We start from the raw sequence: 14,697 nt of genomic DNA on the forward strand, positions 1-14,697 counted from the left end.
AGGCATTTCTTAACGAAGTCTGAAGGTGGCAAAAGGATATTTTTCGCCATCTTCAGACTGCCTTAAGGCTTCGCGGGCAGGGTCGCGCGGTCTTTCCACGGCTGCTTGCGGCCACCACCTGCACAAGGCTCTTCCCATGACTGAACATCTGGTGATACAGCGCTACACGAAGCTGTCGATGACCCTGCACTGGCTGATGCTGGCGCTGTTTGTCGGCGTGTACGCCTGCATTGAAATCAAAGGCCTGCTGCCTCGCGGCCATGCACTGAAGGGCGTGTTACTCGGCGGTCACGCGCTGTTCGGTATCGGGATTTTCCTGCTGGTCTGGCTGCGCCTGCTGGGACGCCTGGCGCCGCGCCCGGCGATCCTGCCGCGTCCACCGGCCTGGCAGACTGCCGTGGCGCACCTGATGCACCTGGCACTATATGGCTTGATGATCGTGACGCCGCTGCTGGCCTGGCTGATGCTCAACGCCGCAGGCAAGCCCGTGCCGTATTTCGAGTTTGCCTTGCCATCGCTGGTGGCGGTGGACCCCGACCAGGCCAAGCAATTCAAGCACTGGCATGAGTGGCTGGGCAGCGCTGGTTATTGGTTGATCGGCCTGCACGCTTTCGCCGGGCTGTTCCACCATTACTGGGTGCGCGACAACACCCTGGTGCGCATGCTGCCAAAACGTTAGAAATGCCAAAATCACACTTTATGCGTCTGATGAAACGTTTCTTCTAGCGACAAACGGCTTACGCAAGCGCTTGCGTAAGTAAATGTATCTGATTAGAGTCGGTGGCAATCGGCTCTGATCAAAGGGGGCCGAACGACAAAAATAATAAAACCAGGAGCTCATTGATGAGCCTTGAACCCTTGCTTGAGATGCAGGGCATCAGCAAAACCTTCAACGGTTTGCGCGTGCTCAAGAATGTCGGCCTGAAGGTCTACCCCGGCGAAATCCACGCCTTGATGGGGGAGAACGGCGCCGGCAAATCGACCCTGATGAAAATCCTCTCCGGCGCTTACCAGGCCGATCCCGGCGGTGAAATCCGCATCGACGGTCAAGCCGTCCCCACGTTCAACCCCGCCACCGCCAAAGCCCTCGGCATCGCCGTGATCTACCAGGAACTGAGCCTGTGCCCGAACCTGAGTGTGGCCGAGAACATCTACCTGGGCCGTGAGTTGCGCCGTGGCTGGACCATCGACCGTAAGGGCATGCAGGACGGTTGCGTGGAAGTGCTGCAGCGCCTGGGCGCCGAATTCACCCCGGCAACCAAGGTCAGCAGCCTGTCGATTGCCGAGCGCCAACTGGTGGAAATTGCCCGTGCCTTGCACGCCCACGCCAGGATCCTGGTGATGGACGAACCGACCACGCCGTTATCGTCCCGCGAGACCGACCGCCTGTTTGCGCTGATCAAGCAGCTGCGCAGCCAGGGCCTGGCGATCATCTACATCAGTCATCGCATGGCCGAGATCTATGAACTGTCGGACCGTGTCTCGGTGCTGCGCGACGGCCAATACATCGGCGAACTGACCCGCGACGCGCTGTCGGCCGAAGTCCTCGTTAAGATGATGGTCGGCCGCGACCTGTCCGGTTTCTACAAGAAGGAACATGCCGCCTACGACCCCGGTGCGGTGGTGATGCGCGTGCGTGACATGGCCGATGGCAAGCGCGTGCGTAACTGCAGTTTCGACCTGCATGCCGGTGAAGTGCTGGGTATCGCCGGGCTGGTGGGGGCAGGGCGCACCGAGTTGGCGCGGCTGATCTTCGCCGCCGACCCGCGCACCAGCGGCACCCTGGAAGTGGTGGGCAAGACCGTGACGCAACTGCGCAACCCGGCGGATGCGATTCGTGCCGGCGTGGTGTACCTCACCGAAGACCGCAAGGCCCAGGGCCTGTTCCTGGACATGAGCGTGGCCGACAACATCAATGTCTGCGCCTGTGTGCCGGATGCCCGCGCCGGTGGTGTACTCGACCGTGGCCTTGGCTTGAAACGTGCCAATGAAGCCATCAAGTCACTGTCGATTCGCGTGGTGTCGGGCAAGGTCAATGTCGGCGCGTTGTCCGGCGGCAACCAGCAGAAGGTCCTGCTGGCGCGGCTGCTGGAGGTCAAGCCGCACGTGCTGATCCTCGACGAACCCACACGCGGCGTGGACATCGGGTCCAAGTCCGAGATCTACCGCATCATCAATCAACTGGCGCAGGCCGGCGTGGGCATCGTGGTGATCTCCAGCGAGCTGCCGGAAATCATCGGCACCTGCGACCGGGTGTTGATCATGCGCGAAGGCCAGTTGGTGGCCGAAGTCGGCGGGGCCTCGGGTCACGTCATCTCCCAGGAACGTATTATTGACCTCGCCACCGGTGGCGATCAGGTGGTTGCCCATGGCTGATTCAATGATTGCTACAACAGGCAAGGCAGAACGTGCCCGCGAACTAATGCGCACGGTCGGTATGTTGCCGGTCCTGATTTTGCTGCTGGTGGGCTTCGCCCTGGCCAGCGAGAACTTCCTGACGATGCAGAACCTGTCGATCATCACCCAACAGGCCTCGGTCAATGTGGTGCTGGCGGCGGGCATGACCTTTGTGATCCTCACGGCGGGTATCGACCTGTCGGTGGGAGCGATCCTGGCGGCGTCGGCCGTGGTGGCGTTGCAGGCGTCAATGTCGCCGCAGTTCGGCATGTTCGGGATTGCGGCCGGTATCGGCTTCGGGCTGCTGCTGGGCCTGGTCAACGGTGGGTTGATTGCGTTCATGCGCCTGCCGCCGTTTATCGTCACCCTTGGCGCACTCACCGCCATGCGTGGCCTGGCGCGCTTGCTGGCCGATGACAAGACCGTGTTCAACCCCGACCTGCCGTTTGCCTTTATCGGCAACGACTCGATCCTCGGCGTGCCGTGGCTGGTGGTGATCGCCGTGGCGGTGGTGGCACTGTCGTGGTTCATCCTGCGCCGCACGGTAATGGGCGTGCAGATCTATTCGGTGGGCGGCAACCCCGAAGCGGCGCGACTCTCCGGGATCAAGGTGTGGAAGGTGCTGCTGTTCGTCTACGCCATGTCGGGCGCCTTGGCCGGGCTGGGTGCGGTGATGAGTGCCTCGCGCCTGTTCGCCGCCAACGGCCTGCAACTGGGGCAATCCTACGAGCTGGATGCGATTGCCGCCGTGATCCTCGGCGGTACCAGTTTTACCGGTGGCGTCGGCACCATCGGCGGCACGCTGATCGGCGCGCTGATCATCGCGGTGCTCACCAACGGCCTGGTGCTGCTGGGGGTGTCGGACATCTGGCAATACATCATCAAGGGCATTGTGATCATCGGCGCGGTCGCGCTGGATCGCTATCGCCAGTCCGGTGCGCGGACCTGATTTCACTCCCATAACAATCACAAGAGAGACCCGCATGAACCTTAAACGCATCTTTCCCGTCGTCGCCTTGGCTGCCCTGATGTCCCAAGCTGTAGAGGCCCGCGAACTCAAGGCCCTGGGTATCAGCATGGGCTCGCTCGGCAACCCGTATTTCGTGACCCTGGCCGATGGCGCCACGGCCCGGGCCAAGGAGCTGAACCCCAACGTCAAGGTCACCTCGGTGTCGGCCGACTACGACTTGAGCAAGCAGTTCTCGCAGATCGACAACTTTATCTCGTCCAAGGTCGACCTGATCCTGATCAACGCCGTCGACCCTTCGGCCATGGCCTCGGCGATCAAGAAAGCCCGCGATGCCGGCATCGTCGTGGTGGCGGTGGATGTGGACGCCAAGGGCGTGAATGCCACCGTGCAGACCGATAACGTTGAAGCCGGCAAGCTGGCCTGCCAATACCTGGTGGACAAGCTTTCCGGCAAGGGCAACGTGATTATCCAGAACGGCCCGCAAGTCACCGCCGTGACCGACCGCGTCAAAGGCTGTAAAGCCGCATTGGCCGGCGCGCCGGACATCAAGGTGCTGTCCGACGACCAGGACGGCAAAGGCTCCCGCGAAGGCGGCCTGAACGTGATGCAGGGCTACCTCACGCGCTTCCCGAAAATCGACGGCCTGTTTGCGATCAACGACCCGCAAGCCATCGGCAGCGACCTGGCGGCCAAGCAGCTCAAGCGCAGCGGGATCATCATCACCTCGGTGGACGGCGCGCCGGATATCGAGAACGCGCTGAAGACCGACACCCAGATCCAGGCGTCTGCCAGCCAGGACCCGTGGGCCATGGCGCAGACGGCGGTGAATGTCGGCAATGACCTGCTCAACGACAAGGCCCCGGCCGAAGCGGTGACCCTGCTCACGCCAAAACTGATCACCCGCGACAACGTGGGTACGTACAGCGGCTGGTCGAGCAAACATTGATAGCGTGAGAGGAACAGCGTCGTGGTGACCATGGATGACGTGGCAAGCAGGGCGGGGGTGTCGACGTCGACCGTGTCACACGTGTTGAACGGCACCCGCAAAGTCAGCCCGGCCACGGTGCTGGCGGTGCGGCGGGCGATCCAGGAACTGGGGTATATCCCCAACACCCTGGCGCGCTCGCTGGCGCGGTCGAGTACCAACACGATAGGCGTGGCGATCTCGGCGCTGTCCAACCATTACTTCAGCGAGACGGTGCACGCGATTGAAACCGAGTGCGCCAAGCACGGCTACATGATGCTGTTTGTCGACACCCACGACGACCCGGAGCAGGAGCTGCGGGTGGTCACGGCGCTGCATCATCGGCGGGTCGACGGTATTGTGCTGGCGCCGTCGAACGGTTCGATGGCCCTGGAATACCTGCGCGCCAACGAGATTCCGGCGGTGCTGGTGGACCGGATGATGAGCGAGCAGTTTGATCAGGTCGGGGTGGAGAATGCCCAGGCCACCCAGGGTCTGATTGAACACCTGATCGGGCACGGGCACCGTCGCATCGGTTTTATCGCCGGGCGCACGGGGTTCAGTACCACGGATGAGCGGGTAGCGGGTTACCGCGCGGCGTTGCACGCGGCGGGGCTGGCCTTCGATCCGCAGTTGCTGGTTAACGGCGGCTCCAACACCGAGCCTGCGCGCCAGGCCACGGTGCAGTTGCTGGGCCTGGCTTCGCCGCCCACGGCGATCATGGCCGGCAATAACCTGATGACCCTCGGCGCGATGCACGCCTTGCGTGACGCGCAGCTCGACGTGCCGAGACAAATGGCCCTGGTGGGCTTTGATGACTTTGACTGGGCGGATTTTTTCGTGCCGCGCCTGAGCCTGATCGCACAGCCGGTCAAGGCCCTTGGCGCCCGCGCGGTCGACCTGTTGCTGCAACGCATGGCGTCGCCTGAGGCAGCGCCCCAGAGCGTGCGCCTCGCGCCGACCCTGCAGTTACGTAACTCCTGTGGCTGTCATTGATTGGAATAACACACGCATGAACAGTCCTGTTTCCCTGGGCATTGACCTGGGCACGTCGGAACTCAAAGCCATCCTGATGGACGCCACGGGCGTGGTGCTGGCCCATGCCGGCGTGCGCTTGAGCGTGTCGCGCCGGCACAGCGGCTGGTCTGAACAGGCACCGGAAGACTGGTGGCAAGCCTGTTTGCAGGCGTTGGCGCAACTGCGCAGACACGAGGCGTTTACGCACGTGGCCTGTATCGGCCTGTCGGGGCAGATGCACGGCGCGGTGTTGCTGGGCGCGGACAACCGCGTGTTGTACCCGGCGATCCTCTGGGACGACTCCCGTGCGGTGGCCGAGGCCGAACAGCTGGGTCCCGGCTTCGCCGACGTCACCGGCAGCCTGCCCATGGCCGGGCTGACCGCGCCGAAACTGCTGTGGTTGCAACAGCATGAACCCGAGGTGTTCCAAGCGATTGATTGCGTGCTGTCGCCCAAGGATTACCTGCGCTTGCGTTTGAGTGGCGAGCGCATCAGCGAAATGTCCGACGCGGCGGGTACGTTGTGGCTGGATGTGGCGCGGCGGGAATGGTTTACCCCGATGGTTCGCGCTACCGGCCTTACGCCTGAGCAATTGCCCAGGCTGGTGGAAGGTGGTGCGGCGAGCGCTTTGTTGACGGCCACGGGACTGGGTTTATCAGCTGACGTGGTGATTGCCGGCGGTGGCGGGGACAACCCTGTGGCAGCGGTCGGCATCGGCGCGGTCAACGCCGGTGATGGGTTCATCACCCTGGGGACCAGCGCTGCCATCGTCGCCATCACCGACCATGCGGCGGGTAACCCGGCCAGTGCGGTACACAGCTTCTGCCATGCACTGCCCAACCGCTGGTACACCATGGGCGCCATGCTCGCCGGCGCCAGTTGTTTGCGCTGGGTCACACGGCTGACGGGCATGGCGGATGAACAAACGCTGCTGGAGCAGGTGCAGGCGCAGTTGCCGATTGAGCAGCACGTGCCTTTGGGAACGCCGTTGTTCCTGCCGTACCTGGCCGGCGAACGCACACCCCACAATGATCCGTTGCTGCGCGGCGGCTTCATGAACCTGGGCCACGATTGCACGCCGGCGATGCTCGGTTACGCGGTGATGGAAGGGGTGGGTTTCGGTTTGCTCGATGCGTTGCGCGCGGTGCAATCGACCGGCGTCGACGTGGGAGCCTGTGCCCTGGTGGGCGGCGGTGCGCGCAGTGAGTATTGGGCGCAATTGCTGGCGAATATCCTGCAGCGGGAAATTTTCACCTTGCACGGTAGTGAACTGAGCGCATGTATTGGCGCGGCGAAGTTGGGGTTTGTGGCGCTGGGGCAGGGTGCGGAGTTGCTGGCGGCTGGGATGCCGGTCAAGGCGCGGTACAAGCCTGATCTGACGCAGCAGCCAGTGTTGGAGGCGCGTTATCGCAAGTTTCAGGGTTTACTGAGCGCCGCAAAGGTCCTTCACGACTAGGCATCTGTGGCAAGCGGGCCTGTTCTGCTGGGCAGGCTCGTTGTGGCGAACGGGCTTGCCACAGGAAGCCCACTTGCCAGAAAAGGCCCGCTCGCCCCAATGGGTCATAACCAGACAGCATCCCACTGTGGGTAATCGCCAATTCGTTCCACCAACCCTGCTCGCAGGGGGTTGGCGACGATATAGCGCGCCATTTTCCGAATATCGTCTTCAGCCCGCACCGCCCGGTCGTGGTAGCCACGCTGCCAGAATTTCTCCCGACTACCACGGGCGTTGTTGATGCTCAAGGTGCTGCGCGACTTGGTCTGGCGCATCACATCAGGCAGCGTCGTGCCATTGAGGTCGAGCAACCAATGAAAGTGGTCCGGCATGATCACCCACGCCAGCGAATTGACCTGCCCTGAGTCATGAACCCTCTTGAATTCCGCGACTAATAACCGGCCCAGGCGAAAGTCGCGAAACAATGGATGGCGTTGATGCACGACAGCGGTGACCAGGTAGGCTCGACCAGTTTCTGAATAGCGACCACGACGTAACAGGTGAGAGTTTGGCTGGCGAGGCAATTCGTTGCTCCTTCCCATGGATAAGAAGCTTTGACGCTAGCAGCGGAGGCGGAATAGCCGCGTTGAGTTGCGTATCCTTCTGTTGCACGGCTTCCTGTGGCGAATGGGGTTACTGTGGCGAGCGGGCTTGCCCCGCGTTGGGCTGCGAAGCAGCCCCAATAAAGGCACCGCGTTTATCCAGGCACAATGAGTGGTCAGGTTTTGGGGCCGCTTCGCAGCCCAACGCGGGGCAAGCCCGCTCGCCACAACAAGCGCGCTCGTCCGAGGAATCGGGTTGTTACGGTTCAGTCGTTGGTCAGCGGGGGCAAACGTCGCTTTACCGGGGTTTTCTTGACGATGGCGGTGTTGGTTTCGGCATAGGCGTTGATCCGATCCAGCAGGCTGTCGAGATGGTCCATGGTGCGCACGTGCAGGCGCGCGATGAAGCAGTCCTCGCCGGTGACCTTGTCGCATTCGGTGAATTCGGGGATCGCCTGGATCTGGCGCTCCACCTCCTGCAATTTGCCGGGCAGGGGGCGGATGCGCACGATGGCTTGCAGCAGGTAGCCGAAATGCTTGGGGTCGATGTCGACGGTGTAGTGAGTCAGCACGCCGCGTTCTTCCAGGCGGCGCAGGCGTTCACCCACACTGGGCGAGGACAACCCGGTGATGCCCGCCAGGGCCTTGAGGGATAACCGCGAGTCATCCATCAAAGCGGCGATGAGTTGCTGGTCGATGGTGTCGATCATGGTGTTCGCCTAATAAGAAAAGGTGTTTGCGGGGTTTTGCCTTTTTTAGTCGCTGGAGCCGCTCACAAGCAGATTGTCATAATTGAGCCTCACTTGAGGAGCATCAATCATGGATTCATCCATCCGTCGCGGTTCGTGGGAAATGATCGCCGCCATGCTGATCTCGGGCACCATCGGCTGGTTTGTGCTGGTGTCTGGCGTGTCGGTGATCGAAGTGGTGTTCTGGCGCTGCGTAATCGGTGGGCTGACCTTATTGCTGGTGTGCGCGCTGCTGGGTTACCTGCGGCTGGACCTGCTCAATTGGACCAGGCTCGGCCTGGCGATGCTCAGTGGCGTGGCGATTGTCGGCAATTGGTTGCTGCTGTTCGAATCCTACTCACGTGCATCTATCGCCATCAGCACCGCGGTGTACAACGTGCAGCCGTTCATGTTGGTGATGCTGGCGGCGCTGTTCCTCGGCGAAAAGATCACCGTGCAGAAACTGGCGTGGTTGAGCGTGGCGTTCCTGGGAATGCTGGCGATTGTCACCGCCCATGGTAATCAGCCAACCGGCGACGATTACCTGGCGGGCATCGCCTTGGCCCTGGGCGCGGCATTGCTGTACGCGATTGCCGCACTGATCATCAAGCGTTTGAAGGACGTACCGCCGCATTTGATGGCGTTGATCCAGGTCACGACGGGCGCACTACTACTGGCGCCGCTGGTGCCTTGGCATAGCTTGCCGGTCACCACCAACGCCTGGGCGGCACTGGCGACGCTCGGCGTGGTACACACCGGTTTGATGTATGTGTTGCTGTATGGCGCGATCCAGAAACTGCCCACCGCCATCACCGGCGCACTGTCGTTTATCTACCCGATTGCGGCGATCTTCGTCGATTGGATTGCCTTCGGGCATCGCCTGGGCTGGCTGCAATGGCTGGGGGTGGCGGCAATTCTGCTGGCAGCGGCGGGGTTACAGCGGGGCTGGTGGTGGCCCCGCTCACACAGGGTCAGTGCGTGCCCTGATAGATGAGATTTTCCGGGTTGAAATGCTCCACGACACTGCCCGGTTGCGGCAGCCCAAGGATATGCCCCTTGATTTTGCCCACCACATGCATCTCGCAGGGTTTGCAGTCGAACTTCAGGGTCAGCACTTCGTCGCCATGAATCAACTGCATCGGCGCAACCTTGGTTTTCACGCCCGTGACACCTTTGGCCTGTTTAGGGCACAGGTTGAACGAGAAGCGCAGGCAGTGCTTGGTGATCATCACCGGCACTTCGCCGGTTTCTTCATGGGCTTCAAAGGCCGCGTCGATCAGCTTCACGCCGTGACGGTGATAGAAGTCGCGGGCTTTCTGGTTGTAGACGTTGGCCAGGAACGACAGGTGCGCTTCCGGGTACACCGGCGGCGGCGTGGCCTCGGCCTTGCGCCCGCCACGTGGGTGTGCGGCAACACGGGCGGCGGTCAACGCTTCGATCACTTCGCGGCGCAAGGCCTTGAGCTGTGAGTTGGGAATGAAGAACGCCTGCGGTGCATCCAGTTCGATACGGGTAGCGTGATACTCGGTGGTACCGAGCTGGCCAAGCAGGTCGCGCAGGGTGTCCAGCGCCTGTTCCGGCTTGTTGGCCACGCCAAACGGGCCGGGCAGGGTAACGCTGGCGTGGATGCCTTCTTCGCTGGTGGCGGTGACTTCCAGCTGCTCTTCACGCAAACGTGCGACCCATGACAGGCCGATACGGCGTTCGGCCGAAGTCTTGAGCAACGCCTGCTGCCAGTTGTGGTCGAGGTTGCGGTTCAGCGGGTGGTTGGGGCGCAATTGATGCAGGCCGGCCGGCATTTCATTCGGCTCGACGCGGTAGCGGTAGCGCTTCTCGCCGTCTTCCTCGAACTCGCCCTTGGGCTCGGCGATGTTGGCGCGGAAACCCACCACTTCGCGCTTGACCAGCACATTGAGGCCGTCGCCGTTGGACAGCGGCTCATGGGTGATCACTTGCAGGTCACGCTTGCCGGCTTTTTCCACCACACCCACCGGCAGGCCGGTGAAGGTCGGGGTATCGAAGGCGCCGATGTCGATCTTGCGGTCGCTGACAAAGTAGTCGGTGCTGCCACGGTGGAAGGTTTTTTCCGGGTCGGGCAGGAAGAAATGCGCGGTACGGCCGCTGGACGCGCGGGCCAGGTCCGGACGGTCTTCGAGGATCTCGTCAAGACGCTGGCGATAATAGGCCGTGATGTTTTTCACATAGCCCATGTCCTTGTAGCGACCCTCGATCTTGAACGAACGCACGCCGGCTTCGACCAAGGCGCGCAGGTTGGCGCTCTGGTTGTTGTCTTTCATCGACAGCAGGTGCTTTTCAAAGGCCACGACGCGACCCTGGTCATCTTTCAAGGTGTAGGGCAGGCGGCAGGCCTGGGAGCAGTCGCCACGGTTGGCGCTGCGGCCATTTTGCGCGTGGGAGATGTTGCACTGCCCGGAGAACGCCACGCACAGGGCGCCGTGGATAAAGAACTCGATGGCGGCATCGGTTTCGCCGGCGATGGCGCTGATTTCCTGCAGGTTCAGCTCACGGGCCAGGACCAACTGCGAGAAACCGGCCTGGTCGAGGAACTTGGCGCGGCCCAGGGTACGAATATCGGTCTGGGTACTGGCGTGCAGCTCGATGGGCGGAATATCCAGCTCCATCACGCCCAGGTCCTGCACGATCAGCGCGTCGACACCGGCGTCGTAGAGCTGATGGATCAGCTTGCGCGCGGGTTCCAGTTCGTTGTCATGCAGGATGGTGTTGAGGGTCGTGAACACGCGGGCGTGGTAACGGCGGGCGAATTCCACCAGTTGAGCGATATCGCTCACCTCGTTGCACGCGTTATGGCGCGCGCCGAAGCTCGGGCCGCCAATGTAGATGGCGTCGGCGCCATGCAGGATGGCCTCGCGCGCGATGGCGACATCGCGGGCAGGGCTGAGCAATTCCAGGTGATGCTTGGGCAAGGACATAGTTTTTTTAGTCAGGCTTGTCACGGTTGAGGCGCGCATTGTAGCCGTGAATTGCCTGACCGGCATCAACTCAGGCCTTGGCGGCCATCGCGGTGACTTCCACGCGCATGCCGTCTACCGCCAGTGCCGCCACGCCAACCGCCGCGCGCACGGGCCAGGGCTTGGCGAAGAAGCGTTTGTAGACCTCATTGAAGGCGGCTCGGTCGGCCATATCGGTCAGATAAATGGTCAGGTGCATGACCCGGTCCATGGAGCTGCCGGCTTTTTCCAACGCCACTTTCAGCGCTTGCAGCGTGCATTCGCTTTGCAGGGTGATATCGCCCAGTTCCAGGCTGCCGTCGGCGCGGGTCGGGATCTGGGTGGAGACCAGGATGCCGTTGAAACCGACGACATCGGAGGAAATCGAGTCTTCATCCGGGTCGGGGGTGTAGGACAGGTCGTGGTTGGTCATCGGTGCGCCTCTTGTCGGCTGGAACAGGAAGGCGCCATGGTCCTTGAAAATAGCAACAGGGGCAAATAAGGCCCCCCCCCGAAACACCGGGAATCCCCATGTTTCGCACAACATCTTGACGTCAAAAAATAAACAACTAATCCACGTAAAGTCCCGTATTCCGCGGCCGATAGCGAGGTTAGAGATAGATTTTCTGCACGGCTGAGGGCGCGTCATGTTCAATACAACACTCAAAACCGAACTGGCGGCCAGGACGGCCGAAGTCACCGAGTACAAAGGACTGATCAGCGCCCTGGAACGGTCCATGGCAGTGGTCGAATTCGACCTCAACGGCAACGTACTGCGTGCCAACGACAACTTCCTGAAGACACTGGGTTATACCCGCGACCAATTGGCGAGCAAATCCCACCGGGACTTTTGCTTGCCGGCGCTGACCAACAGCCCGGCCTACAGCCAGTTCTGGGGTGAGCTTAAGGCCGGTAAGTTTGTGTCGGGCACTTTTAAGCGGGTGGATGCTCACGGCAAGACCATCTGGCTGGAGGCCAGCTACAACCCGGTGCTGGATGAACGTGGCCAAGTGCTGAAAGTGGTCAAGTACGCCCTGGATGTCACGAGCAAAGTCGAACAAGAAGCGGCGACCCGCAGCAAACTGGCCGCAGTGGACCGGGCGATGGCAGTGATCGAGTTCGACTTGAACGGTCAGGTCCTGGACGCCAACGAGAACTTTCTGCACGTCATGGGCTATACGCTGGCCGAAATCAAAGGCAAACACCACCGCGTGTTTTGCGAACCCAGCCTGATCAACAGCAACGAGTACACGGACTTCTGGAGACGCTTGAACAACGGTGAGTTTTTCACCGGGCAATTCAAGCGTCTCGGCAAGCATGGCCGTGTCGCGTGGCTGGAGGCCAGTTACAACCCGGTCTATGACGGCGACGGCACGCTGATCAAGATCGTCAAGTTTGCCAGTGACATCACTGAGCGCGTGGAGAAGTTCGAGGAAGACTCACGCGGTGCCTCCCGGGCCTACCATATTTCCTCCGAGACCGAGCGGTTTGCCGAACATGGCACCCAGGTGATTCATGAAACTGCCGCCGAAATGCGCCGGATCGCCGAGAACATCGGTGCATCGGCGCGTCTAGTCGGGCAATTGGGTGAGCGCTCCGAGCAAATTACCGCGATCGTCAATACCATTCGAGGCATCGCCGACCAGACCAACCTGTTGGCCCTCAACGCGGCCATCGAGGCTGCCCGTGCGGGCGACCAAGGGCGTGGTTTTGCCGTGGTGGCCGATGAGGTCAGGCAGTTGGCGGGGCGTACCAGCCGCTCTACCGCAGAAATCGCCGAAATGATCGGCATGATCCTGTCGGAAACTCGCGACGCGGTGGCCAGCATGAGCTCCACCCAGGAGGGCGCGCAACGCGGCGTGAACCTGGCCGACCAGGCGGGTTCGGTGATCCTGCAGATTCGCACCAGCACCAGTGACGCAGTGCAGGCCGTGAGTATGTTTGCGTCGAAACTCGATGAGTCGGAAGTCATTCCCAAGACGGCCGTCGGCTGGGTGGGCTGATCGCGTTTTAGGCGTGGAGAGGGAGCAACTCCCTCTCCACACGGCCTCCTTACAGCAAGGTGAGCGGGTAGTCGACGATGACCCGCAGCTCATTCAAGTCGCCATCGCGCTGGTCGGCGTTGGACGACACGATGGCGTCACGCACGCGCAACGACAGGTCCGTGACGGAGTCGGCAAACGCCACGGGGCTGATACTGGCGCACACCGCCAACGCCAACAGGCTCCACTGTTTAATCATGTTATTAACGTCCCCGTAATAATGAATGCGCACAGAAACGCCGCACTGTTTGGCAGGCGTGCACGCTTGTATGGGCAGAGTTATAAAGTGAGGCGTTACGGTTTCTTATTGTCTTCGGCGGGTTTGTCGAAGCTGACTCCAGGCAGAGTTTGCGCGGCCTGTAGCCCTGCTGGGGATGAAACTCGATTAATAAAGCTTCACGGTTTTTAATCGGGCAGGGGAGTAGCGTGGGGCCTGTCTTAGCCGCTCTGCTTCGACAAAATCCTTTGGTTGCCGCCGCAGATAGTGCGGCGGATTTTTTTTCGTGGGCGGTGTTTCAGTCAGCGGCGTAGTTGAACGCTTACAAGGGCGGAGCGAGCGGTGAATCCAGGGGCGGGAGGAGGGATTCACCGCTGATGACGCTACTCTTTTACATCCATGAACTCTTCAGCCCAAGCCACGTAGCTCTCTGGCAGCGTGTAGGTATGGGTCAGTTCGGTAGCGCTGAGGTTCGATGTGCTGTGGGTCAACTGGCGCTGGGCACGCAGGCTGTCGTAGGTGGCCTTGATCGCCGCAAAATATGCGCCATGGCCGGCAACTACCACGCGCACGCCGAGGCTGGCCAGGCGTTGGGCGTCATGGAGCTTGGGGTTGCCGTAGGTCACCAGCATCAGCGGTACCGTGAGGTTTTCGGCGATCTGTTCCAGATGCTCGAAGTCGCTGACGCCGACCATGCAAATCCCATCGGCACCGGCCTGCTGATAGGCCAGGGTGCGCTCGATAACCGCTTCGGTCGGCAGCACACCGGCGTTGGTGCGGGCGATGATCGCCAGTTCAGGATCTACACGGGCCTCCAGGGCGGCGCGGACCTTGCCGATGCCTTCCTCGATGGAGATCAGGTCGGTGGATTTACGCCCGAATTGCGCGGGCAGCAGCGTGTCTTCGATGGTGAGCGCGGCGACGCCGGCACGTTCAAGTTCTTCGACGGTACGCATCACGTTAAGGGCGTTGCCGTAGCCGTGGTCGGCGTCTGCGATGAAAGGCAACTGGGCGACGCGGCCAATCCTTGTTGCCTGTTCGACGAACTCACTCAGCGTGATCAACGCAAAATCGGGCGCAGCCAGAACCTGCAGCGAGGCGACGGAGCCGCCCAGGATGCCCACCTCGAAACCCAGGTCAGCAGCGATACGTGCAGACATCGGGTCGAATACGGAGGCGGTCTCAACGCACACAGGCGTTGCAAGCAGTTCACGGAAGTTGCGGCGCAGGGCTGAGTGGGACTTTTTTGGCATGATCTTTCCTGGTTGGGCCATTGTCGACTGACGATCAATGCCTATTCATAGTCGCAGCAGATTAACACGCCGCAAAAAAGAGGATTATGACGTTTGAGCATGG

The 14,697-nt window shown here is 61.4% G+C and carries 13 protein-coding genes and 2 pseudogenes; 9 read left to right on the forward strand and 6 right to left on the reverse strand.

The window, feature by feature from the left end; all coding sequences use genetic code 11:
• The first annotated feature begins 136 nt into the window (after positions 1-136).
• The 6 genes from M2397_RS07565 to xylB all read left to right on the forward strand — a co-directional run bounded on the left by M2397_RS07565 (position 137) and on the right by xylB (position 6,804).
• Positions 137-679 carry a cytochrome b gene (locus tag M2397_RS07565; protein ID WP_131696353.1) on the forward strand — a complete coding sequence of 181 codons (543 nt, stop codon included), beginning with the start codon at positions 137-139 and terminating at the stop codon, positions 677-679.
• Positions 680-843: 164 nt separating this feature from the next.
• Positions 844-2,376, forward strand: a complete 1,533-nt coding sequence (locus M2397_RS07570) for a sugar ABC transporter ATP-binding protein (protein ID WP_259242559.1) — start codon at positions 844-846, stop codon at positions 2,374-2,376.
• Positions 2,369-3,346: an ABC transporter permease subunit gene (locus tag M2397_RS07575; protein WP_027605811.1), complete on the forward strand. Its 978-nt coding sequence runs from the start codon at positions 2,369-2,371 to the stop codon at positions 3,344-3,346. Before M2397_RS07570 ends, M2397_RS07575 begins: the two co-directional genes overlap by 8 nt.
• Before the next feature lie 34 nt (positions 3,347-3,380).
• Complete coding sequence (locus tag M2397_RS07580; RefSeq protein WP_131696351.1) at positions 3,381-4,313, forward strand: ABC transporter substrate-binding protein; 933 nt, start codon at positions 3,381-3,383, stop codon at positions 4,311-4,313.
• Between the two features lie 21 nt (positions 4,314-4,334).
• Positions 4,335-5,327 carry a LacI family DNA-binding transcriptional regulator gene (locus M2397_RS07585; RefSeq protein ID WP_259242560.1) on the forward strand — a complete coding sequence of 331 codons (993 nt, stop codon included), beginning with the start codon at positions 4,335-4,337 and terminating at the stop codon, positions 5,325-5,327.
• A 16-nt stretch (positions 5,328-5,343) separates the two neighbouring features.
• Complete coding sequence (gene xylB, locus M2397_RS07590; RefSeq protein ID WP_259242562.1) at positions 5,344-6,804, forward strand: xylulokinase; 1,461 nt, start codon at positions 5,344-5,346, stop codon at positions 6,802-6,804.
• 104 nt (positions 6,805-6,908) lie between these two features.
• On the opposite strand, the gene M2397_RS07595 is transcribed toward xylB, so the two are convergent.
• Positions 6,909-7,367: an REP-associated tyrosine transposase gene (locus M2397_RS07595; RefSeq protein ID WP_259242563.1), complete on the reverse strand. Its 459-nt coding sequence runs from the start codon at positions 7,365-7,367 to the stop codon at positions 6,909-6,911.
• A 284-nt stretch (positions 7,368-7,651) separates the two neighbouring features.
• On the reverse strand, positions 7,652-8,095 hold the full coding sequence (locus M2397_RS07600; protein ID WP_053130035.1) for an Lrp/AsnC family transcriptional regulator: 444 nt from the start codon (positions 8,093-8,095) through the stop codon (positions 7,652-7,654).
• Between the two features lie 109 nt (positions 8,096-8,204).
• On the opposite strand from M2397_RS07600, the gene M2397_RS07605 reads away from it, so the two are divergent.
• Entirely contained in the window at positions 8,205-9,107 is a 903-nt protein-coding gene (locus M2397_RS07605) for a DMT family transporter (protein WP_145338105.1), read from the forward strand.
• On the opposite strand, the gene M2397_RS07610 is transcribed toward M2397_RS07605, so the two are convergent.
• Together M2397_RS07610 and M2397_RS07615 are read right to left on the reverse strand one after the other, a co-directional pair.
• Positions 9,085-11,064: a U32 family peptidase gene (locus tag M2397_RS07610; RefSeq protein ID WP_145338104.1), complete on the reverse strand. Its 1,980-nt coding sequence runs from the start codon at positions 11,062-11,064 to the stop codon at positions 9,085-9,087. The two genes, M2397_RS07605 and M2397_RS07610, sit on opposite strands and share 23 nt — an antisense overlap.
• A 70-nt stretch (positions 11,065-11,134) precedes the next feature.
• The gene (locus M2397_RS07615) at positions 11,135-11,515 is read right to left on the reverse strand and encodes a RidA family protein (protein WP_131696346.1); all 381 of its coding nucleotides are present in this window, start codon (positions 11,513-11,515) and stop codon (positions 11,135-11,137) included.
• Positions 11,516-11,729: 214 nt separating this feature from the next.
• Between M2397_RS07615 and M2397_RS30420 the strand changes: the two are divergent.
• Both M2397_RS30420 and M2397_RS30425 read left to right on the forward strand, forming a co-directional pair.
• Positions 11,730-12,497 (forward strand): annotated as a pseudogene (locus tag M2397_RS30420) (PAS domain-containing protein); the annotation flags it as partial.
• Positions 12,498-12,608: 111 nt separating this feature from the next.
• A pseudogene (locus M2397_RS30425) lies at positions 12,609-13,085 on the forward strand (methyl-accepting chemotaxis protein); the annotation flags it as partial.
• Positions 13,086-13,134: 49 nt separating this feature from the next.
• On the opposite strand, the gene M2397_RS30430 reads toward M2397_RS30425, so the two are convergent.
• Together M2397_RS30430 and M2397_RS07635 are read right to left on the reverse strand one after the other, a co-directional pair.
• Entirely contained in the window at positions 13,135-13,323 is a 189-nt protein-coding gene (locus tag M2397_RS30430; RefSeq protein WP_405046409.1) for a hypothetical protein, read from the reverse strand.
• 401 nt (positions 13,324-13,724) lie between these two features.
• Positions 13,725-14,594, reverse strand: a complete 870-nt coding sequence (locus tag M2397_RS07635) for an oxaloacetate decarboxylase (protein ID WP_131696344.1) — start codon at positions 14,592-14,594, stop codon at positions 13,725-13,727.
• Positions 14,595-14,697 lie beyond the last annotated feature (103 nt).

It is taken from the genome of Pseudomonas sp. BIGb0381 (assembly GCF_024809815.1).
GTDB lineage: Bacteria > Pseudomonadota > Gammaproteobacteria > Pseudomonadales > Pseudomonadaceae > Aquipseudomonas.